The organism is Streptomyces sp. McG3 (assembly GCF_018619185.1).
Lineage (GTDB): Bacteria > Actinomycetota > Actinomycetes > Streptomycetales > Streptomycetaceae > Streptomyces.
In genome coordinates this window covers 1-20,015 of sequence record NZ_JAAXYC010000068.1, presented here as the reverse complement: position 1 = coordinate 20,015, position 20,015 = coordinate 1, and the positions used below count along the sequence as shown (strand labels likewise).

At 67.2% G+C, this 20,015-nt stretch carries 32 protein-coding genes; 31 read left to right on the top strand and 1 reads right to left on the bottom strand.

The window, feature by feature from the left end:
• Nucleotides 1-5: 5 nt before the first annotated feature.
• From rplC to truA, 30 genes are all read left to right on the top strand, one after another.
• Nucleotides 6-650 (top strand): 50S ribosomal protein L3, encoded by a 645-nt coding sequence (gene rplC, locus HET64_RS14120; RefSeq protein WP_015610723.1) that lies wholly within the window; start codon nucleotides 6-8, stop codon nucleotides 648-650.
• A 4-nt stretch (nucleotides 651-654) separates the two neighbouring features.
• On the top strand, nucleotides 655-1,305 hold the full coding sequence (rplD, locus tag HET64_RS14115; RefSeq protein ID WP_215105398.1) for a 50S ribosomal protein L4: 651 nt from the start codon (nucleotides 655-657) through the stop codon (nucleotides 1,303-1,305).
• Complete coding sequence (gene rplW, locus HET64_RS14110) at nucleotides 1,305-1,643, top strand: 50S ribosomal protein L23 (RefSeq protein ID WP_215105396.1); 339 nt, start codon at nucleotides 1,305-1,307, stop codon at nucleotides 1,641-1,643. The genes rplD and rplW overlap by 1 nt, the downstream gene beginning before the upstream one ends.
• A 39-nt stretch (nucleotides 1,644-1,682) precedes the next feature.
• Entirely contained in the window at nucleotides 1,683-2,519 is an 837-nt protein-coding gene (gene rplB / locus HET64_RS14105; protein ID WP_215105394.1) for a 50S ribosomal protein L2, read from the top strand.
• 12 nt (nucleotides 2,520-2,531) lie between these two features.
• A complete protein-coding gene (gene rpsS / locus HET64_RS14100) occupies nucleotides 2,532-2,813 on the top strand; it encodes a 30S ribosomal protein S19 (RefSeq protein WP_015610726.1) in 282 nt (93 codons plus the stop codon).
• Nucleotides 2,814-2,855: 42 nt separating this feature from the next.
• Nucleotides 2,856-3,203, top strand: a complete 348-nt coding sequence (gene rplV, locus HET64_RS14095) for a 50S ribosomal protein L22 (RefSeq protein WP_026290933.1) — start codon at nucleotides 2,856-2,858, stop codon at nucleotides 3,201-3,203.
• Nucleotides 3,203-4,042, top strand: a complete 840-nt coding sequence (rpsC, locus tag HET64_RS14090) for a 30S ribosomal protein S3 (protein WP_018510593.1) — start codon at nucleotides 3,203-3,205, stop codon at nucleotides 4,040-4,042. Before rplV ends, rpsC begins: the two co-directional genes overlap by 1 nt.
• A gap of 5 nt (nucleotides 4,043-4,047) precedes the next feature.
• Complete coding sequence (gene rplP / locus HET64_RS14085; RefSeq protein ID WP_003966953.1) at nucleotides 4,048-4,467, top strand: 50S ribosomal protein L16; 420 nt, start codon at nucleotides 4,048-4,050, stop codon at nucleotides 4,465-4,467.
• Nucleotides 4,467-4,691 carry a 50S ribosomal protein L29 gene (gene rpmC / locus HET64_RS14080; protein ID WP_003966952.1) on the top strand — a complete coding sequence of 75 codons (225 nt, stop codon included), beginning with the start codon at nucleotides 4,467-4,469 and terminating at the stop codon, nucleotides 4,689-4,691. The genes rplP and rpmC overlap by 1 nt, the downstream gene beginning before the upstream one ends.
• A complete protein-coding gene (gene rpsQ, locus HET64_RS14075; protein ID WP_018960204.1) occupies nucleotides 4,691-4,975 on the top strand; it encodes a 30S ribosomal protein S17 in 285 nt (94 codons plus the stop codon). Before rpmC ends, rpsQ begins: the two co-directional genes overlap by 1 nt.
• A gap of 107 nt (nucleotides 4,976-5,082) precedes the next feature.
• Nucleotides 5,083-5,451 (top strand): 50S ribosomal protein L14, encoded by a 369-nt coding sequence (gene rplN / locus HET64_RS14070; protein WP_003966950.1) that lies wholly within the window; start codon nucleotides 5,083-5,085, stop codon nucleotides 5,449-5,451.
• 2 nt (nucleotides 5,452-5,453) lie between these two features.
• A complete protein-coding gene (rplX, locus tag HET64_RS14065; RefSeq protein WP_007446729.1) occupies nucleotides 5,454-5,777 on the top strand; it encodes a 50S ribosomal protein L24 in 324 nt (107 codons plus the stop codon).
• Entirely contained in the window at nucleotides 5,777-6,334 is a 558-nt protein-coding gene (gene rplE, locus HET64_RS14060) for a 50S ribosomal protein L5 (RefSeq protein WP_003966948.1), read from the top strand. The genes rplX and rplE overlap by 1 nt, the downstream gene beginning before the upstream one ends.
• 2 nt (nucleotides 6,335-6,336) lie before the next feature.
• The gene (locus HET64_RS14055) at nucleotides 6,337-6,522 is read left to right on the top strand and encodes a type Z 30S ribosomal protein S14 (protein ID WP_024491590.1); all 186 of its coding nucleotides are present in this window, start codon (nucleotides 6,337-6,339) and stop codon (nucleotides 6,520-6,522) included.
• Nucleotides 6,523-6,745: 223 nt separating this feature from the next.
• Nucleotides 6,746-7,144 (top strand): 30S ribosomal protein S8, encoded by a 399-nt coding sequence (gene rpsH, locus HET64_RS14050; protein ID WP_073792868.1) that lies wholly within the window; start codon nucleotides 6,746-6,748, stop codon nucleotides 7,142-7,144.
• A gap of 21 nt (nucleotides 7,145-7,165) precedes the next feature.
• Entirely contained in the window at nucleotides 7,166-7,705 is a 540-nt protein-coding gene (gene rplF, locus HET64_RS14045) for a 50S ribosomal protein L6 (protein ID WP_215105392.1), read from the top strand.
• A 2-nt stretch (nucleotides 7,706-7,707) separates the two neighbouring features.
• Nucleotides 7,708-8,091, top strand: a complete 384-nt coding sequence (rplR, locus tag HET64_RS14040) for a 50S ribosomal protein L18 (protein ID WP_015610732.1) — start codon at nucleotides 7,708-7,710, stop codon at nucleotides 8,089-8,091.
• Nucleotides 8,092-8,138: 47 nt separating this feature from the next.
• On the top strand, nucleotides 8,139-8,741 hold the full coding sequence (rpsE, locus tag HET64_RS14035; RefSeq protein ID WP_097866720.1) for a 30S ribosomal protein S5: 603 nt from the start codon (nucleotides 8,139-8,141) through the stop codon (nucleotides 8,739-8,741).
• A complete protein-coding gene (rpmD, locus tag HET64_RS14030) occupies nucleotides 8,741-8,923 on the top strand; it encodes a 50S ribosomal protein L30 (protein ID WP_185028025.1) in 183 nt (60 codons plus the stop codon). Before rpsE ends, rpmD begins: the two co-directional genes overlap by 1 nt.
• A 1-nt stretch (nucleotide 8,924) precedes the next feature.
• Entirely contained in the window at nucleotides 8,925-9,380 is a 456-nt protein-coding gene (gene rplO / locus HET64_RS14025; protein ID WP_215105390.1) for a 50S ribosomal protein L15, read from the top strand.
• 380 nt (nucleotides 9,381-9,760) lie between these two features.
• Nucleotides 9,761-11,074 (top strand): preprotein translocase subunit SecY, encoded by a 1,314-nt coding sequence (gene secY / locus HET64_RS14020; RefSeq protein WP_215105388.1) that lies wholly within the window; start codon nucleotides 9,761-9,763, stop codon nucleotides 11,072-11,074.
• The gene (locus HET64_RS14015) at nucleotides 11,074-11,733 is read left to right on the top strand and encodes an adenylate kinase (RefSeq protein ID WP_003966940.1); all 660 of its coding nucleotides are present in this window, start codon (nucleotides 11,074-11,076) and stop codon (nucleotides 11,731-11,733) included. Before secY ends, HET64_RS14015 begins: the two co-directional genes overlap by 1 nt.
• A 134-nt stretch (nucleotides 11,734-11,867) precedes the next feature.
• Nucleotides 11,868-12,704, top strand: coding sequence for a type I methionyl aminopeptidase (gene map, locus HET64_RS14010; protein ID WP_215105386.1), 837 nt, complete (start codon nucleotides 11,868-11,870; stop codon nucleotides 12,702-12,704).
• A gap of 173 nt (nucleotides 12,705-12,877) precedes the next feature.
• Nucleotides 12,878-13,099, top strand: a complete 222-nt coding sequence (gene infA / locus HET64_RS14005) for a translation initiation factor IF-1 (protein ID WP_003956442.1) — start codon at nucleotides 12,878-12,880, stop codon at nucleotides 13,097-13,099.
• Nucleotides 13,100-13,158: 59 nt separating this feature from the next.
• A complete protein-coding gene (gene rpmJ / locus HET64_RS14000; protein WP_003956441.1) occupies nucleotides 13,159-13,272 on the top strand; it encodes a 50S ribosomal protein L36 in 114 nt (37 codons plus the stop codon).
• Nucleotides 13,273-13,466: 194 nt separating this feature from the next.
• Entirely contained in the window at nucleotides 13,467-13,847 is a 381-nt protein-coding gene (rpsM, locus tag HET64_RS13995; protein ID WP_007446719.1) for a 30S ribosomal protein S13, read from the top strand.
• Nucleotides 13,848-13,950: 103 nt separating this feature from the next.
• Nucleotides 13,951-14,355: a 30S ribosomal protein S11 gene (rpsK, locus tag HET64_RS13990; RefSeq protein WP_003956432.1), complete on the top strand. Its 405-nt coding sequence runs from the start codon at nucleotides 13,951-13,953 to the stop codon at nucleotides 14,353-14,355.
• 137 nt (nucleotides 14,356-14,492) lie between these two features.
• Entirely contained in the window at nucleotides 14,493-15,515 is a 1,023-nt protein-coding gene (locus tag HET64_RS13985; RefSeq protein WP_003966937.1) for a DNA-directed RNA polymerase subunit alpha, read from the top strand.
• A gap of 225 nt (nucleotides 15,516-15,740) precedes the next feature.
• Complete coding sequence (gene rplQ, locus HET64_RS13980) at nucleotides 15,741-16,244, top strand: 50S ribosomal protein L17 (RefSeq protein ID WP_018960210.1); 504 nt, start codon at nucleotides 15,741-15,743, stop codon at nucleotides 16,242-16,244.
• A 93-nt stretch (nucleotides 16,245-16,337) separates the two neighbouring features.
• The gene (gene truA, locus HET64_RS13975; RefSeq protein WP_215105384.1) at nucleotides 16,338-17,192 is read left to right on the top strand and encodes a tRNA pseudouridine(38-40) synthase TruA; all 855 of its coding nucleotides are present in this window, start codon (nucleotides 16,338-16,340) and stop codon (nucleotides 17,190-17,192) included.
• A gap of 63 nt (nucleotides 17,193-17,255) precedes the next feature.
• Here truA and HET64_RS13970 read toward each other — a convergent pair whose 3' ends face one another.
• Nucleotides 17,256-18,107, bottom strand: coding sequence for a hypothetical protein (locus tag HET64_RS13970; protein WP_215105376.1), 852 nt, complete (start codon nucleotides 18,105-18,107; stop codon nucleotides 17,256-17,258).
• A gap of 82 nt (nucleotides 18,108-18,189) precedes the next feature.
• Between HET64_RS13970 and HET64_RS13965 the strand changes: the two genes are divergently transcribed.
• A complete protein-coding gene (locus HET64_RS13965; RefSeq protein WP_215105374.1) occupies nucleotides 18,190-19,809 on the top strand; it encodes an ABC-F family ATP-binding cassette domain-containing protein in 1,620 nt (539 codons plus the stop codon).
• The last annotated feature ends 206 nt before the right edge of the window (nucleotides 19,810-20,015 follow it).

Here is a 20,015-nt window from a genome sequence, read left to right as displayed (position 1 = left end):
CCGAGATGAGCAAGAACATCAAGGGCGTCCTGGGCGAGAAGCTCGGCATGACCCAGGTCTGGGACGAGAACAACCGGGTTGTCCCGGTGACCGTCGTCAAGGCCGGGCCGTGCGTCGTGACGCAGGTTCGTACGAACGACAGCGACGGCTACGAAGCGGTCCAGATCGCCTTCGGCGAGATCGACCCGCGCAAGGTGAACAAGCCCCTCAAGGGTCACTTCGCCAAGGCCGACGTCACCCCGCGCCGCCACCTCGTGGAGCTCCGCACCCCTGACGCCAGCGAGTACACGCTGGGCCAGGAGGTCACTGCCGAGGTGTTCGAGTCCGGCGTCAAGGTTGACGTCACGGGCAAGAGCAAGGGCAAGGGCTTCGCCGGTGTCATGAAGCGTCACAACTTCAAGGGCCTCGGCGCCGGCCACGGCGTCCAGCGCAAGCACCGCTCCCCCGGTTCGATCGGTGGCTGCGCCACCCCTGGGCGTGTCTTCAAGGGCATGCGCATGGCCGGTCGGATGGGTAACGAGCGCGTCACCACCCAGAACCTGACCATCCACGCGGTTGACGCGGAGAAGGGTCTGCTGCTCATCAAGGGCGCGGTCCCCGGTCCGAACGGCGGCCTCGTCCTGGTCCGTACCGCGGCCAAGGGGGCTTGAGGTAATGAGCACCATTGACATCCTTTCGCCGGCAGGCGACAAGGCCGGTACCGTCGACCTCCCCGCGGAGATCTTCGACGCCAAGACCAGCGTTCCGCTGATCCACCAGGTCGTTGTCGCTCAGCTGGCGGCTGCCCGTCAGGGCACGCACAAGACCAAGCGCCGCGGCGAAGTCCGCGGTGGTGGCAAGAAGCCTTACCGCCAGAAGGGCACCGGCCGCGCCCGTCAGGGTTCGACCCGCGCACCGCAGTTCGTGGGCGGTGGCGTCGTACACGGCCCGCAGCCGCGCGACTACTCGCAGCGCACCCCGAAGAAGATGAAGGCCGCCGCCCTGCGCGGTGCCCTCTCGGACCGGGCCCGTCACTCGCGTATCCACGTCGTCACCGACGTGGTCGAGGGTGCCGCCTCCACGAAGGCCGCCAAGACGCTGCTCGGCAAGATCTCGGAGCGTGCCAACCTGCTCCTGGTCGTCGACCGTGCCGACGAGGCCGCGTGGCTGTCCGCACGCAACCTGCCCCAGGTGCACATCCTGGAGCCGGGCCAGCTGAACACGTACGACGTGATCGTCTCTGACGACGTGGTCTTCACCCAGGCCGCTTTCGAGTCCTTCGTGTCTGGCCCCCAGACCGCTGAGACCGAAGGGAGCGACGCCTGATGAGCGAGGCGACCGTTACCAGCCCGACCATCACGAGCAAGACCTACTCGGACCCGCGTGACGTTCTCGTCAAGCCCGTGGTCTCCGAGAAGAGCTACGCGCTGCTCGACGAGAACAAGTACACGTTCATCGTCGCGCCCGGCTCCAACAAGACCCAGATCAAGCAGGCCGTGGAAGCGGTCTTCTCGGTCAAGGTCACCGGGGTCAACACGATCAACCGGCAGGGCAAGCGCAAGCGCACCAAGACCGGCTTCGGCAAGCGCGCTGACACCAAGCGCGCCATCGTGACCCTCGCCGAGGGCGACCGTATCGACATCTTCGGCGGCCCGACCTCCTAGCGGAGGTCGAGTCGTCCGGAATCGGACGAGGACTGAGAAATGGGTATCCGCAAGTACAAGCCGACGACCCCGGGCCGTCGTGGCTCCAGCGTCGCCGACTTTGTCGAGATCACGCGGTCCACGCCGGAGAAGTCGCTGGTCCGCCCCCTGCACAGCAAGGGCGGCCGTAACAACGCCGGTCGGATCACTGTTCGCCACCAGGGTGGCGGACACAAGCGCGCCTACCGTGTGATCGACTTCCGTCGTCACGACAAGGACGGCGTGCCGGCCAAGGTCGCGCACATCGAGTACGACCCGAACCGCACCGCGCGCATCGCGCTGCTGCACTACGCGGACGGCGAGAAGCGTTACATCGTCGCCCCGCGTGGCCTGTCGCAGGGTGACCGCGTCGAGAACGGTCCGGCCGCAGACATCAAGCCGGGCAACAACCTGGCGCTGCGCAACATCCCGGTCGGTACGACCATCCACGCCATCGAGCTTCGGCCCGGCGGCGGCGCGAAGTTCGCCCGTTCCGCGGGTACTTCCGTGCAGCTGCTGGCGAAGGAGGGCACCATGGCCCACCTTCGTATGCCCTCCGGAGAGATCCGGCTGGTCGACGCCCGCTGCCGCGCCACCATTGGTGAGGTCGGCAACGCCGAGCAGTCGAACATCAACTGGGGCAAGGCCGGTCGCATGCGCTGGAAGGGCGTTCGCCCGTCCGTCCGCGGTGTTGCGATGAACCCGGTCGACCACCCGCACGGTGGTGGTGAAGGCAAGACCTCCGGTGGACGTCACCCGGTCTCGCCGTGGGGTCAGAAGGAGGGTCGTACTCGCTCGCCGAAGAAGGCTTCGAGCAAGTACATCGTCCGCCGCCGCAAGACGAACAAGAAGCGCTAGGAGCGGGTTTAGATGCCGCGCAGTCTCAAGAAGGGGCCCTTCGTCGACGGCCACCTCGTCAAGAAGGTGGACGTACAGAACGAAGCAGGCACCAAGAACGTCATCAAGACCTGGTCCCGTCGCTCGATGATCATCCCGGCCATGCTGGGTCACACCATCGCGGTGCACAACGGCAAGATCCACGTCCCGGTGTTCGTCACCGAGTCCATGGTCGGCCACAAGCTCGGCGAGTTCTCGCCGACTCGCACCTTCCGCGGCCACGTCAAGGACGACCGGAAGTCGAAGCGCCGCTAGCGCGGGGTGGAAATGACTATGACTCACACCGAAGGGACAACCATGGAAGCCAGGGCCCAGGCGCGGTACATCCGCGTCACGCCCATGAAGGCCCGCCGAGTGGTGGACCTCATCCGTGGCATGGATGCCACGGAGGCTCAGGCGGTCCTGCGTTTCGCCCCGCAGGCCGCGAGCGTGCCGGTTGGCAAGGTGCTGGACAGCGCCATCGCCAACGCTGCACACAACTACGACCACCCTGACGCCTCTTCGCTGGTCATCAGCGAGGCGTACGTGGACGAGGGCCCGACCCTGAAGCGGTTCCGTCCGCGTGCTCAGGGCCGTGCCTACCGGATCCGTAAGCGGACCAGCCACATCACCGTGGTCGTCAGCAGCAAGGAAGGAACCCGGTAATGGGCCAGAAGGTAAACCCGCACGGGTTCCGGCTCGGCATCACCACGGACTTCAAGTCCCGCTGGTACGCCGACAAGCTGTACAAGGACTACGTCAAGGAAGACGTCGCCATTCGTCGCATGATGACGAAGGGCATGGAGCGGGCCGGCATCTCGAAGGTCGAGATCGAGCGCACCCGCGACCGCGTCCGCGTTGACATCCACACCGCCCGTCCGGGCATCGTCATCGGTCGCCGTGGCGCCGAGGCCGATCGCATCCGCGGCGAGCTGGAGAAGCTGACCGGCAAGCAGGTCCAGCTGAACATCCTCGAGGTCAAGAACCCCGAGGTGGACGCTCAGCTGGTGGCCCAGGCCGTCGCCGAGCAGCTCTCCTCCCGCGTCTCCTTCCGTCGTGCCATGCGTAAGAGCATGCAGAGCTCGATGAAGGCCGGCGCCAAGGGCATCAAGATCCAGTGTGGCGGTCGCCTCGGCGGCGCCGAGATGTCCCGCTCGGAGTTCTACCGCGAGGGCCGCGTGCCCCTGCACACCCTCCGGGCCAACGTCGACTACGGCTTCTTCGAGGCCAAGACGACCTTCGGCCGCATCGGCGTGAAGGTCTGGATCTACAAGGGCGACGTCAAGAACATCGCCGAGGTTCGCGCCGAGAACGCCGCGGCCCGCGCCGGCAACCGTCCGGCTCGTGGCGGCACCGACCGCCCGGCCGGCCGTGGTGGCGGCCGTGGTGGCGAGCGTGGCGGTCGCGGCCGTAAGCCGCAGCAGTCGCCGGCAGCCGAGGCCCCCAAGGCCGACGCCCCCGCCGCCGCTGCTCCGGCTGCTGAGAGCACCGGAACGGAGGCCTGACCGAAATGCTGATCCCCCGTAGGGTCAAGCACCGCAAGCAGCACCACCCGAAGCGCAGCGGTATGTCCAAGGGTGGCACGCAGGTTGCGTTCGGCGAGTACGGCATCCAGGCGCTGACCCCGGCGTACGTGACGAACCGTCAGATCGAGTCCGCTCGTATCGCGATGACCCGTCACATCAAGCGTGGCGGCAAGGTCTGGATCAACATCTACCCGGACCGTCCCCTGACGAAGAAGCCTGCCGAGACCCGCATGGGTTCCGGTAAGGGTTCTCCCGAGTGGTGGATCGCGAACGTCAAGCCGGGTCGGGTGATGTTCGAGCTGTCCTACCCGAACGAGAAGATTGCTCGTGAGGCGCTCACCCGCGCTGCTCACAAGCTTCCGATGAAGTGCCGGATCGTTCGGCGCGAGGCAGGTGAGTCGTGATGTCGGCCGGTACCAAGGCGTCCGAGCTGCGCGAGCTGGGCGACGAGGAGCTCCTCAACAAGCTCCGCGAAGCCAAGGAAGAGCTGTTCAACCTCCGCTTCCAGGCGGCGACGGGCCAGCTCGAGAACCACGGCCGGCTCAAGTCCGTCCGTAAGGACATCGCCCGGATCTACACCCTGATGCGTGAGCGCGAGCTGGGCATCGAGACGGTGGAGAGCGCCTGATGAGCGAGAAGACTGTGACTGAGACGAACACCGACCGCGGTTTCCGCAAGACCCGTGAGGGTCTGGTCGTCAGCGACAAGATGGACAAGACCGTCGTCGTCGCTGTCGAGGACCGCGTCAAGCACGCGCTGTACGGCAAGGTCATCCGCCGTACGAACAAGCTCAAGGCCCACGACGAGCAGAACAGTGCCGGCGTCGGCGACCGCGTCATCATCATGGAGACGCGTCCGCTGTCCGCCTCGAAGCGCTGGCGCATCGTCGAGATCCTCGAGAAGGCCAAGTAATTCCTGAGGGGCATTCCCCTCGGGTCAGTTCCGCCAGGCTCGGTGGGGTGCCTCCCCGGTAACGGAGAGGCACCCGCCGGGAACCGGCAGACGATCAGGAGATAGACGTGATCCAGCAGGAGTCGCGACTGCGCGTCGCCGACAACACGGGTGCGAAGGAAATTCTCACCATTCGTGTTCTCGGTGGCTCGGGTCGCCGCTACGCGGGTATCGGTGACGTCATCGTCGCCACCGTCAAGGACGCGATCCCCGGTGGCAACGTGAAGAAGGGTGACGTCGTCAAGGCCGTCATCGTTCGCACCGTCAAGGAGCGTCGCCGTCAGGATGGCTCGTACATCCGCTTCGACGAGAACGCCGCCGTCATTCTGAAGAACGACGGCGACCCCCGCGGCACCCGCATCTTCGGCCCGGTGGGCCGGGAGCTGCGCGAGAAGAAGTTCATGAAGATCATCTCGCTCGCGCCGGAGGTGCTGTAAGCATGAAGATCAAGAAGGGCGACCTGGTTCAGGTCATCACCGGTAAGGACAAGGGCAAGCAGGGCAAGGTCATCGTGGCCTACCCCGCTCAGGACCGCGTCCTCGTCGAGGGTGTCAACCGGGTCAAGAAGCACACCAAGGCCGGTCAGACGGCTCGCGGTTCGCAGACGGGTGGCATTGTCACCACCGAGGCCCCGATCCACATCAGCAACGTTCAGCTGGTCGTGGAGAAGGACGGCAACAAGGTTGTCACCCGCGTCGGCTACCGCTTTGACGACGAGGGCAACAAGATCCGCGTTGCCAAGCGGACCGGTGAGGACATCTGATGACTGCCACCACTGCGCCGCGTCTCAAGACGCGCTACCGCGAGGAAATCGCCGGCAAGCTGCGTGAGGAGTTCTCGTACGAGAACGTCATGCAGGTTCCCGGTCTGGTCAAGATCGTGGTCAACATGGGTGTGGGCGACGCCGCCCGCGACTCCAAGCTGATCGACGGTGCCGTCAAGGACCTCACCACGATCACCGGCCAGAAGCCGGCCGTCACCAAGGCCCGCAAGTCCATCGCGCAGTTCAAGCTGCGCGAGGGCCAGCCGATCGGCTGCCACGTCACCCTTCGTGGTGACCGGATGTGGGAGTTCCTGGACCGTACGCTGTCGCTCGCGCTTCCGCGTATCCGTGACTTCCGTGGCCTGTCGCCGAAGCAGTTCGACGGCCGTGGCAACTACACCTTCGGTCTCACGGAGCAGGTCATGTTCCACGAGATCGACCAGGACAAGATCGACCGGGTCCGGGGCATGGACATCACCGTGGTCACCACGGCGACCAACGACGACGAGGGTCGTGCCCTCCTTCGTCACCTCGGCTTCCCGTTCAAGGAGAACTGACCGTGGCGAAGAAGTCTCTGATCGCTAAGGCCGCCCGTAAGCCGAAGTTCGGCGTCCGCGGGTACACCCGCTGCCAGCGCTGCGGCCGGCCCCACTCCGTCTACCGCAAGTTCGGCCTGTGCCGCGTGTGCCTTCGTGAGATGGCTCACCGTGGCGAGCTGCCGGGCGTGACCAAGAGCTCCTGGTAACTCCCCTCTGCCCTCGGGCAAAGGGAAGTTCCGGAGACTCTCGGTAAGTATCTGGTCGGCAGGAGCCCCTCCTTTCATGCCGTAGGCTTGAAGGGTTGGGCGCCTGCCGCCCAAGACCGACTTACTACGCCGTAGGTCCCCGCACCGCACCCGTCCCGCCACTGAGTGGGGAGAGGGATGGCGCATACAGGAAACCCCGGCGAGAGAGGCCGAAGGCCAACTCATGACCATGACTGATCCCATCGCAGACATGCTCACGCGTCTGCGCAACGCGAACTCGGCGTATCACGACGATGTCGCGATGCCGCACAGCAAGATCAAGTCGCACATCGCGGAGATCCTCCAGCAGGAGGGCTTCATCACCGGCTGGAAGGTCGAGGACGCCGAGGTCGGCAAGAGCCTCGTCCTCGAGCTGAAGTTCGGCCCGAACCGCGAGCGCTCGATCGCCGGCATCAAGCGGATTTCGAAGCCGGGTCTGCGTGTATACGCAAAGTCCACCAACCTGCCGAAGGTTCTCGGCGGCCTGGGCGTGGCGATCATCTCCACGTCCCACGGTCTCCTGACCGGCCAGCAGGCAGGCAAGAAGGGCGTAGGTGGGGAAGTCCTCGCCTACGTCTGGTAGTCGGGAAAGGAAGGAAAGCTCATGTCGCGAATCGGCAAGCTCCCCATCCAGGTTCCCGCCGGTGTGGACGTCACCATCGATGGCCGTACGGTCGCGGTGAAGGGCCCCAAGGGTTCCCTCACGCACACCGTTGCCGCGCCGATCGAGGTCTCCAAGGGTGAGGACGGCGTGCTCAACGTCTCCCGCCCGAACGACGAGCGTCAGAACAAGGCCCTCCACGGCCTGTCCCGCACGCTGGTGGCGAACATGATCACCGGCGTGACCGCGGGATACTCCAAGGCGCTCGAGATCAGCGGTGTCGGTTACCGCGTCCAGGCGAAGGGCTCCAACCTGGAGTTCGCCCTGGGCTACAGCCACCCGATCCTCATCGAGGCTCCGGCAGGCATCACCTTCAAGGTCGAGTCGCCCACGAAGCTCAGCGTCGAGGGCATCGACAAGCAGAAGGTCGGCGAGGTAGCCGCCAACATCCGCAAGCTGCGGAAGCCCGACCCGTACAAGGCCAAGGGCGTCAAGTACGCGGGCGAGGTCATCCGCCGCAAGGTCGGAAAGGCTGGTAAGTAGCCATGGCATACGGTGTGAAGATCGCCAAGGGCGACGCGTACAAGCGTGCCGCCCTCAAGCGCCGCCACATCCGCGTCCGCAAGCACATCTCCGGTTCGCCGGAGCGTCCTCGCTTGGTCGTGACGCGTTCCAACCGCCACATCGTGGCCCAGGTCATCGACGACATCGCGGGCCACACGCTCGCGTCGGCGTCGACCCTGGACACCTCGATCCGTGGTGGCGAAGGTGACAAGAGCGCCCAGGCCCAGCAGGTCGGCGCCCTGGTCGCCGAGCGTGCCAAGGCCGCAGGCGTCGAGGCCGTCGTGTTTGACCGCGGTGGTAACCAGTACGCCGGGCGGATTGCCGCTCTGGCTGACGCCGCCCGTGAAGCCGGGCTGAAGTTCTAAGCCCCGGTTCCTACGCACAGCGGACGTAACAGAGAGAGGTAAATCCAATGGCTGGACCCCAGCGCCGCGGAAGCGGTGCCGGTGGCGGCGAGCGGCGGGACCGGAAGGGCCGTGACGGTGGCGCTGCCGCCGAGAAGACCGCGTACGTCGAGCGTGTCGTCGCGATCAACCGCGTCGCCAAGGTCGTGAAGGGTGGTCGTCGCTTCAGCTTCACCGCGCTGGTCGTGGTGGGCGATGGTGACGGCACCGTCGGTGTCGGATACGGCAAGGCCAAGGAAGTTCCCGCGGCCATCGCCAAGGGCGTCGAAGAGGCCAAGAAGAGCTTCTTCAAGGTCCCGCGTATCCAGGGCACCATCCCTCACCCGATCACGGGCGAGAAGGCTGCGGGCGTCGTCCTGCTCAAGCCGGCGTCCCCCGGTACCGGCGTTATCGCCGGTGGCCCGGTGCGTGCCGTGCTCGAGTGCGCCGGCGTTCACGACATCCTGTCGAAGTCGCTTGGCTCGTCCAACGCGATCAACATCGTGCACGCGACCGTGGCGGCCCTTCAGGGTCTGCAGCGTCCCGAGGAGATCGCGGCCCGCCGCGGTCTGCCCCTCGAGGACGTCGCCCCCGCGGCTCTGCTTCGTGCACGTGCGGGAGCGGGTGCGTAATGGCTCGCCTCAAGATCACGCAGACGAAGTCGTACATCGGCAGCAAGCAGAACCACCGCGACACCCTGCGTTCGCTCGGGCTCAAGCGCCTGAACGACTCGGTTGTCAAGGATGACCGCCCCGAGTTCCGCGGAATGGTTCACACCGTCCGCCACCTCGTGACGGTTGAGGAGGTTGACTGACATGGCGGAGAACAGCCCGCTGAAGGCCCACAACCTCCGGCCTGCCCCGGGCGCCAAGACCGCCAAGACCCGTGTGGGTCGTGGTGAGGCGTCCAAGGGTAAGACCGCAGGCCGTGGTACCAAGGGTACGAAGGCTCGTTACCAGGTTCCGGAGCGCTTCGAGGGTGGCCAGATGCCCCTCCACATGCGTCTCCCGAAGCTCAAGGGCTTCAAGAACCCGTTCCGCACGGAGTTCCAGGTCGTGAACCTGGACAAGCTCGCGACGCTCTACCCCGAGGGTGGAGAGGTCACGGTGGCCGACCTGGTCGCCAAGGGCGCTGTGCGCAACAACCACCTCGTCAAGGTCCTCGGACAGGGCGAGATCTCCGTGGCACTGCAGGTTTCGGTTGACGCCGTTTCCGGCTCCGCCAAGGAGAAGATCACCGCCGCCGGCGGTACGGTCACCGAGCTCGTCTGAGCCGCGGGACAGAACTGAGCCTGGCCGGCTGCCTCTTCGGAGGTGGCCGGCCAGGCTTTTCTGCGTTTGTGCCGCTGTACGGGAACCGTAAAGGCTCGGGAAAGGTTGAACGGGTGTCCACCGCACCGGCGGTGGGGGAGCGGAGGGGCGTTCACGTCCCAAATGGTGCGGCTTGGCCGGTCTTTCGCGGCTGGGGCCGGGAGACGGGCCGTGCACCGGTGTGCGGCGCGTGTTTCCCGCTCAGTCCCGAGCCGGGTAGGGTGGCGCCGTTAATCTTTTGTGGCCTCCTTACGATGTAGGGCTGCCTTGTATCCGATCCCATCCAGTCCCATCCAGACCCGTCGCCTCTGACGCATAGCGCGGGGGTCGCAGGAGGCACCGTGTTCACCGCGTTCGCCCGAGCGTTCCAGACGCCCGACCTGCGCAAGAAGCTGCTCTTCACGCTCGGCATCATCGTGATCTATCGGCTCGGGGCGCATGTCCCGGCCCCTGGCGTCGACTACACGAAGGTGCAGCAGTGCATCGACCAGGCCGACTCGGGTGGTCTCCTCGGTCTGATGCAGATGTTCAGCGGTGGCGCCCTGTTGCAGATCACCATCTTCGCGCTCGGCATCATGCCGTACATCACGGCGAGCATCATTCTCCAGCTGCTGACCGTCGTGATCCCGCGCCTGGAAGCCCTGAAGAAGGAGGGGCAGTCCGGCACCGCGAAGATCACGCAGTACACGCGTTATCTGACGGTCGCGCTGGCCATCCTCCAGGGCACCGGTCTCGTGGCCACCGCCCGCAGCGGCGCGCTCTTCCAGAACTGCTCCGTGGGCAGCCAGATCGTCGCGGACAAATCGATCTTCACCACGGTCATCATGGTCCTCACGATGACCGCTGGTACGGCTGCCGTCATGTGGCTCGGTGAGCTGATCACCGACCGCGGCATCGGCAACGGCATGTCGATCCTGATGTTCATCTCGATCGCCGCCACGTTCCCCGGCGCCCTGTGGGCCATCAAGGAGAGCGGCAAGCTGGCCGACGGCTGGATCGAGTTCGGTACGGTCATCCTCATCGGGTTTGTGATGGTCGGTCTCGTCGTCTTCGTGGAGCAGGCCCAGCGCCGTATCCCGGTGCAGTACGCGAAGCGCATGATCGGACGCAGGTCCTACGGCGGTACGTCCACGTACATCCCGCTGAAGGTGAACCAGGCGGGTGTGATCCCGGTCATCTTCGCCTCGTCGCTGCTCTACATTCCCGCGCTGATCGTCCAGTTCTCGAACTCGCAGGCCGGCTGGGCGACCTGGATCACGGACAACTTCGTCGGGCAGAACGAGCCGTACTACATGGTGGCGTACTTCCTGCTGATCGTCTTCTTCGCCTTCTTCTATGTGGCCATCTCGTTCAACCCCGACGAGGTCGCCGACAACATGAAGAAGTATGGTGGCTTCATCCCGGGTATCCGGGCAGGTCGTCCTACTGCCGAATACCTGAGCTACGTACTCAACAGGATCACTTGGCCGGGCTCGCTGTACCTGGCCCTGATCGCTCTTGTGCCGACGATGGCGTTGGCGGGCTTCGGCGGTGCGAACGCGAACTTCCCGTTCGGCGGGACGAGCATCCTCATCATCGTGGGTGTCGGTCTGGAAACCGTGAAGCAGATCGAGAGTCAGCTCCAGCAGCGCAATTACGAAGGGTTCCTCCGCTGATGCGAATCGTCCTCGTCGGGCCTCCGGGTGCCGGCAAGGGAACGCAGGCTGCGTACCTTGCTCAGAACCTCTCGATTCCGCACATCGCCACGGGCGACCTCTTCCGCGCCAACATCAGCCAGGGCACCGACCTTGGCAAGCAGGCCCGCGCCTACATGGACGCGGGGCAGCTGGTGCCGGACGAGGTCACCATCGGGATGGCCAAGGACCGCATGGCCCAGTCGGACGCCGCCGGCGGCTTCCTGCTGGACGGCTTCCCGCGGAACGTCGGACAGGCCGAAGCCCTTGACGTGATGCTCAAGGACGAGGGCGTAAAGCTGGACGCGGTACTCGATCTCGAGGTCCCCGAGGACGAGGTCGTGAAGCGGATCGCGGGTCGCCGCGTCTGCCGCAACAACAGCGCGCACGTCTTCCACCTGACGTACAACCCGCCGAAGGCCGAGGGCGTCTGCGACGCCTGCGGCGGCGAGCTGTACCAGCGGGACGACGACAGCGAGGAGACGGTCCGTACCCGGCTGGAGGTCTACCACACGCAGACCGAGCCGATCATCGACTACTACCGGGCCCAGGGCCTCGTGGTGACCATCTCCGCGCTGGGCAAGGTCGCGGATGTGACCGCCCGCGCCATGGAGGCGCTGAAGGCCTCCGACGAGGGCTGAGCGTCACCACCGCACCACCCGTAGTGCAAGCCGGCCGCGGCGCCTCTCAGGGCGCCGCGGCCGACTGCTTGCGCCCGTATCGTTGAACACGCCGAGCCGTACCCGTCACCGTCGATGCAGAGAGGCGCCGAGCAATGGTGCAGATCAAGACCCCCGAGCAGATCGCGAAGATGCGCGAGGCGGGCCTGGTGGTCGCTGCCATTCACGCCGCCACCCGTGAGGCGGCCGTTCCCGGGGCCACCACGCACGACCTGGACCAGGTCGCCCGCAAGGTGATCGCCGACCACGGCGCCAAGTCGAACTTCCTCGGGTACGGCGGGTTCCCCGCGACCATCTGCACCTCGGTCAACGAGGTCGTCGTCCACGGCATCCCGGACGAGAAGACGGTTCTGAAGGACGGCGACATCATCTCGATCGACGCCGGCGCGATCGTCGGCGGCTGGCACGGCGACGCGGCCTACACCGCCTTCGTGGGCACCGGTCACGCTCCGGAGCTGATCGAGCTCTCCCGGGTGACCGAGGAGTCGATGTGGGCCGGTATCGCCGCGATGAAGGTGAACAACCGCCTGGTCGACATCTCCCGGGCGATCGAGTCCTACATCCGCCGCCAGCCGCGCCCGGCGACCGGCAAGTACGGGATCATCGAGGACTTCGGCGGCCATGGCATCGGCACCGAGATGCACATGGACCCGCACCTGCTGAACTACGTCTCCCGCAAGCGCGGCAAGGGCATCAAGCTGGTCCCGGGCGTCTGCCTGGCGATCGAGCCCATGGTCTCGCTCGGCACGGCGCGGACGGAGACCCTGAGCGACGACTGGACGGTCATCACGACGGACGGCACCTGGTCCTCGCACTGGGAGCACTCCATCGCGCTGACGGAGCAGGGCCCGCTGGTCCTGACCGCCCCGGACTGCGGCAGGGCGAAGCTCGCGGAGTACGGAGTAGAGGCGGCGCCCGACCCTCTCGGGTGATGTGACCCCTCGGGGAGGTCTAAGGATCACTCCGGCTGGGCAAACTTGACGGATTCGTCTTTTGGAGTCCGCTGACGTAGACTGACTCGTCGGCTCTCGTGCATCAGTGTGCCCGCATATCAGCACACCGATAAGCAAGAGCCGATCAAGGTAGCCGATTCGAAAGGCGAAGCGTGGCCAAGAAGCAAGGTGCCATCGAGATTGAGGGCACCGTGATCGAGTCCCTCCCGAACGCAATGTTCAAGGTGGAGCTCCAGAACGGTCACAAGGTCCTGGCGCACATCAGCGGCAAGATGCGGATGCACTACATCCGTATCCTCCCGGATGACCGGGTCGTGGTGGAGCTCTCTCCGTACGACCTGACGCGTGGCCGGATCGTCTACCGCTACAAGTAGATCTTGCCGGCACCCCGTTTCGGCGGGTGATGGCACTGACCCGGAGAACCTGACATCCCATGAAGGTCAAGCCGAGCGTCAAGAAGATCTGCGACAAGTGCAAGGTGATCCGCCGTCACGGTCGGGTCATGGTCATCTGCGACAACCTGCGCCACAAGCAGCGCCAGGGCTGACGCACGACCGCCTGCATCTCGCAGTTCTTCGCGCGACGCACGAAATTCGTACATACGCAGAGCCCGTCCAAGCCACGGCTGACGACACCTCCGGCGGGGGCCGGGGACCCGGACGTACCACTGCTCCTCGCGAGCGGTCGGCGGCCGGGAGTGGCACTGCGGAAGACCCCCGATCTAACAACTGGAGCCATTGAATGGCACGCGTTTCAGGTGTTGACATCCCGCGCGAAAAGCGCGTGGAGGTTGCCCTCACCTACGTCTTCGGTATCGGGCGCACCCGGTCCAAGGAGATCCTCGCCTCCACCGGCGTGAACCCGGACGCCCGCGTCCGCGACCTTGCCGAGGAAGACCTCGTCAAGATCCGCGAGTACGTGGACGCCAACCTCCGCACCGAGGGTGACCTCCGCCGTGAGGTCCAGGGCGACATCCGCCGCAAGATCGAGATCGGCTGCTACCAGGGCATTCGTCACCGCCGTGGTCTGCCGGTCCACGGTCAGCGCACCAGCACGAACGCGCGTACCCGCAAGGGCCCGCGTCGCGCCATCGCCGGTAAGAAGAAGCCGGGCAAGAAGTAGTCCTCAGCGGACGCACTGCGGACCTCCGGTTCTCCGGACCCGCAGCAACCAGCGGTCTTCGCTGTAGGACCGATCACCTCCCCTCTCCATCTGGAGTCAAGACATGCCCCCCAAGGGTCGTCAGGGCGCAGCCAAGAAGGTGCGTCGCAAGGAAAAGAAGAACGTCGCTCACGGCCACGCGCACATCAAGAGCACGTTCAACAACACCATCGTCTCGATCACGGACCCCTCGGGCAACGTGATCTCCTGGGCCTCCGCCGGCCACGTCGGCTTCAAGGGCTCGCGCAAGTCCACCCCCTTCGCCGCGCAGATGGCCGCCGAGTCGGCCGCCCGCCGCGCGCAGGAGCACGGCATGCGCAAGGTCGACGTCTTCGTCAAGGGTCCCGGCTCCGGCCGTGAGACCGCGATCCGCTCCCTCCAGGCCACGGGCCTCGAGGTCGGTTCGATCCAGGACGTCACCCCGACGCCGCACAACGGCTGCCGTCCGCCGAAGCGTCGCCGCGTCTGATGCGTCGCGGCCGGTGACGGCCGTGCGTCAGTAGCGTTCGGTCCGGGCGGTACACCTCTTACGGGGCGTACCGCCCGTACCCTTGTTACATCTGTCGGGCATCAAATAGTGGGTGCCCACGACTGAAGGATCACCGCATGCTTATCGCTCAGCGTCCGTCGCTGACCGAAGAGGTCGTCGACGAGTTCCGCTCCCGGTTCGTGATCGAGCCGCTGGAGCCGGGCTTCGGTTACACCCTCGGCAACTCCCTCCGCCGCACCCTCCTCTCCTCGATCCCCGGTGCCGCTGTCACCAGCATCCGGATCGACGGGGTCCTGCACGAGTTCACCACCGTGCCGGGCGTCAAGGAAGACGTCACCGACCTCATCCTCAACATCAAGCAGCTCGTCGTCTCCTCGGAGCACGACGAGCCCGTCGTGATGTACCTGCGCAAGCAGGGCCCGGGTCTGGTCACCGCCGCCGACATCGCGCCCCCGGCCGGTGTCGAGGTGCACAACCCCGACCTCGTTCTCGCCACGCTCAACGGCAAGGGCAAGCTGGAGATGGAGCTGACCGTCGAGCGCGGTCGCGGCTACGTCTCCGCCGTCCAGAACAAGCAGGTCGGCCAGGAGATCGGCCGGATCCCGGTCGACTCCATCTACTCGCCGGTGCTCAAGGTCACGTACAAGGTCGAGGCGACCCGTGTCGAGCAGCGCACCGACTTCGACAAGCTGATCGTCGACGTCGAGACCAAGCAGGCCATGCGTCCCCGTGACGCCATGGCGTCGGCCGGTAAGACCCTGGTCGAGCTGTTCGGTCTGGCGCGCGAGCTCAACATCGACGCCGAGGGCATCGACATGGGCCCGTCGCCGACGGACGCCGCGCTCGCCGCCGATCTCGCCCTGCCGATCGAGGAGCTGGAGCTCACCGTTCGGTCGTACAACTGCCTCAAGCGCGAGGGCATCCACTCCGTGGGTGAGCTCGTGGCCCGCTCCGAGGCGGACCTGCTCGACATCCGCAACTTCGGCGCCAAGTCGATCGACGAGGTCAAGGCGAAGCTGGCCGGTATGGGCCTCGCGCTCAAGGACTCGCCTCCCGGCTTCGACCCGACCGCCGCCGCCGACGCCTTCGGCGCCGACGACGACGCGGACGCCGGTTTCGTGGAGACCGAGCAGTACTGATCCGCCTCCCGGCTGGGGGCGCCCGATTTCGAGGTGCCCCCGGGCCGGGAACGAGGCTTTGTCCTCAATCGCCGGACGGGCTCGATGTGCGCTGATGTCCGGCGAACGTCGGGCGGGCTGGAAAGCCGCGCCCGACCGGCACGTATGACTTCCGGGAGGCGTCCGCCTCGCGGGAACTGACACCGGTACCTGATACGGCCGGTGCAGCACACAAGGAGAATCACCATGCCGCGTCCCGCAAAGGGTGCCCGTCTGGGCGGCAGCGCCGCGCACGAGCGTCTGCTCCTCGCCAACCTGGCGAAGTCGCTGTTCGAGCACGGTCGCATCACGACGACCGAGGCCAAGGCCCGCCGCCTGCGTCCGGTCGCCGAGCGCCTCGTCACCAAGGCGAAGAAGGGCGACATCCACAACCGTCGCCTGGTGCTCCAGACGATCACGGACAAGAGCATCGTCCACACGCTCTTCACCGAGATCGCTCCCCGATACGAGAACCGCCCCGGTGGTTACACCCGTATCACCAAGATCGGCAACCGTCGTGGCGACAACGCCCCGATGGCGGTCATCGAGCTGGTCGAGGCGCTGACCGTGGCCCAGCAGGCCACCGGTGAGGCCGAGGCCGCGACGAAGCGTGCGGTCAAGGAAGACGCCCTCAAGAAGGACGAGGCCCCCGCGGCCGAGTCCGTCGAGGACGCCAAGCCGGCCGACGACGCGGAGTCCAAGGACGCCTGAGCGTTCTGAGACGGACCACGGGACGGGCCCGCATCACCCTTCGGGGCGGTGCGGGCCCGTTCTGCTGACCAGGGGAGTCGAGAGGATGACGCGGTGAGTGACGAGGCGGAGCCCGGTTTCGTACGGGTGCGGCTGGACCTGGCCTACGACGGCAGGGACTTCTCCGGCTGGGCGAAGCAGACCAGCCGGCGCACGGTGCAGGGCGAGATCGAGGACGCGTTGCGGACCGTGACCCGCTCCGCCGTGACGTACGACCTGACGGTGGCGGGCCGGACCGACGCCGGGGTGCACGCACGCGGCCAGGTGGCCCACGTGGACCTGCCCGATGCGGTGTGGGCCGAGCACGAGGAGAAGCTGCTGCGACGGCTGGCGGGCCGGCTGCCGCTGGATGTACGGATCTGGCGCGCGGCCCCCGCACCCGCCGGGTTCAACGCCCGGTTCTCCGCGTTGTGGCGGCGGTACGCGTACCGGGTGGGGGACCGGCCCGGCGGCGTCGACCCGCTGACCCGTGGTCATGTGCTCTGGCACGACCGGCCGTTGGACGTGGACGCGATGAACGAGGCGGCCGCGTTGATGGTGGGGGAGCACGACTTCGCCGCGTACTGCAAGAGGCGCGAGGGCGCGACGACCATCCGTACGCTCCAGGAGCTGAGCTGGGTACGGGACCCGGCGTCCGGGGTGCTGACCGCGACCGTCCAGGCGGACGCGTTCTGCCACAACATGGTGCGGGCGCTGATCGGGGCGGCACTGTTCGTCGGCGACGGTCGGCGGCCGGCCGGCTGGCCCGCCGAGGTGCTCGCCGCGAAGGTGCGCGACCCCGGGGTGCACGTGGTGCGCCCGCACGGGCTGACGCTGGAGGAAGTCGCCTACCCGGCCGACGCGTTGCTGGCGGCCCGTGCCGTGGAGGCGCGGAACGTGAGGACGTTGCCGGGGGCGGGCTGCTGCTGAGCGTCGCTCCGGCGGGAACTCCCGGTCACCGACCGGGAGTTCGGCACGGAGGGTGTCGGCCCGTCAGCCGTTGGGGGCGGCGGCGGCCTGGGAGGCCTGGAGCTGGCCCCGGCGGTGGATCTGGCGGAAGGTGAAGTTCGTCAGGTCCTTGTTGACCGCGTAGACGTCCTTGTCGGCGGTGGTGACCCGCTTGCCGTTCAGGAAGCCGCCGACGGTGAAGTAGGCGTAGCGGCCGTAGGAGTTGGCGGTGCGCAGGCAGACCGTGCCGCCCCGGCAGAAGGTGTCGACGCCGCCGCCGCTGAGGGAGGCGAGGCCGCCCGAGCTCTGGTCGACGGCCTTCTTCGCGCGGGCCTCCGTAGCGAAGACGGCGATGCCGACGGTGACCGCCACCCCGTCCTTGCGGTAGGTGGCCCGGATGAGCTGCCCACAGCCGTTGTTCGCGAGGACCGAGCCGAGGGCGCCCTGGGTGCCCGTCGTGCACGTCGCGGAGTTGCCCGTCGCGCCCTTGAGGTGGACGCGGTCGCCCATGGTGAGCTTCTTGCCGGGGAAGAACCCGTCCACGGTGATCGGCGCCTTGTCCTTCTTGGCGCTGGAGATGTAGTCCTTGGGGTCGGGCGGGGGCGGCGGTGCGACCGAGGAGAACGAGGGCGCGGGCGCCGACGTGTCCTCGGGGAGGTCGGCGGGTGCGGGCAGCTGGCTCGCGTTCTTGTCCGCCTTGCCCGAGCCGCCGCCGTTCGACGTGACCACGGCCGTGGTCACGATCGCGCCTATCGCCACGGTGGCCAGCGCGCCACCGCCGATCATCATCAGCCTCTTCCGGCGGGCGCGCGCCGCGGATTCCTCCGCCAGCGCCGCCCAGTCCGGAGTCCCGTCGCCCCCGGGCCCCCAGGAGGCCCCCCCTTGCCCAAAGCTCATGCGCGCAGTTTAGACCGGTCGGTCTCAGGGGGTGACGTAAACCGGTTGGGCCAGGAGTTCGCGGACCGTGACAATGCTCTGTATGGGACATCTCGAAGCAGGCCACCTGGAGTACTACCTACCGGACGGGCGGGTGCTGCTCGGCGACGCCTCGTTCCGGGTGGCCGACGGGGCCGTCGTCGCGCTCGTCGGGGCGAACGGGGCGGGCAAGACGACCTTGCTGCGGCTGCTCGCCGGTGAGCTCCAGCCGCACGGCGGCACGGTGTCGGTGAGCGGCGGGCTCGGTGTGATGCCGCAGTTCGTGGGCTCGGTGCGGGACGAGCGGACGGTGCGGGACCTGTTGGTCTCGGTGGCCCAGCCTCGGATCAAGGAGGCGGCCAAGGCCGTCGACGCGGCCGAGGAACGCATTCTCACCGTCGACGACGAGGCCGCGCAGATGGCGTACGCGCAGGCGCTCAGCGACTGGGCCGAGGCGCGCGGGTACGAGGCGGAGACGGTCTGGGACATGTGCACCATGGCCGCGCTGGGCGTCCCGTACGAGAAGGCGCAGTGGCGCGAGGTCCGCACGCTCAGCGGCGGTGAGCAGAAGCGGCTGGTCCTGGAGGCGCTGCTGCGGGGGCCCGACGAGGTCCTGCTGCTGGACGAGCCGGACAACTATCTCGACGTGCCGGGCAAGCGGTGGCTGGAGGGGAAGCTGAAGGAGACCCGTAAGACGGTTCTCTTCGTCTCCCACGACCGCGAGCTGCTGTCCCGTGCCGCCGAGAAGATCGTCAGCGTCGAGCCGAGTCCGGCGGGCAGCGACGTATGGGTGCACGGCGGCGGCTTCGCCACGTACCACGACGCGCGCAAGGAGCGCTTCGCCCGGTTCGAGGAGCTGCTGCGGCGCTGGCAGGAGGAGCACGCCCGGCTGAAGGCGCTCGTCCTGCGGATGCGGCAGCAGGCGGCGAACAGCCCCGACATGGCGAACCGCTACCACGCGATGCAGACGCGCTTCAAGAAGTTCGAGGAGGCCGGCCCGCCGCCGGAGCCGCCGCGCGAGCAGGACATCAGGATGCGGCTGCGCGGCGGGCGGACCGGGGTGCGGGCGGTGACCTGCAAGGGCCTGGAGCTGACCGGGCTGATGAAGCCGTTCGACCTGGAGATCTACTACGGGGAACGGGTCGCGGTCCTCGGCTCCAACGGGTCGGGCAAGTCGCACTTCCTGCGGCTGCTGGCGGGGGAGCCGGTGGCGCACACGGGGGAGTGGAAGCTCGGGGCGCGGGTCGTGCCGGGGCACTTCGCCCAGACGCACGCGCATCCGGAGCTGCTCGGCAAGACGCTGGTGGAGATCCTCTGGTCCGAGCACGCCAAGGACCGGGGCGGGGCGATGTCGGTGCTGCGGCGCTACGAGCTGGAGCGGCAGGGGGACCAGCCGTTCGAGAAGCTGTCCGGCGGGCAGCAGGCGCGGTTCCAGATCCTGCTCCTGGAGCTGGCCGGCACGACGGCGCTGCTGCTGGACGAGCCCACGGACAACCTGGACCTGGAGTCGGCGGAGGCGCTGCAGGACGGTCTTGAGGTGTACGACGGCACGGTGATGGCCGTCACGCACGACCGGTGGTTCGCGAAGTCCTTCGACCGGTATCTGGTCTTCGGGTCGGACGGGGTCGTGCGGGAGACGGCGGAGCCGGTGTGGGACGAGCGGAGGGTTCAGCGGGTGCGGTGACCTCGGGCGGTCGGCGGCGAGGTGGGCTGGGGTGCCGTTGTGTGGAGCGGTGCGGCTTCGTTGCGGGGGCGCCGCCCCCGGCCCCCGCGCCTCAAGCGCCGGCGGGGCTGCAAACGGTCGCCTCAAGCGCCGGCGGGGCTGCAAACGGTCGCCTCAAGCGCCGGCGGGGCTGGGGTGGCGCGGCTGGGCTGTAAGCGGTCGCCTCA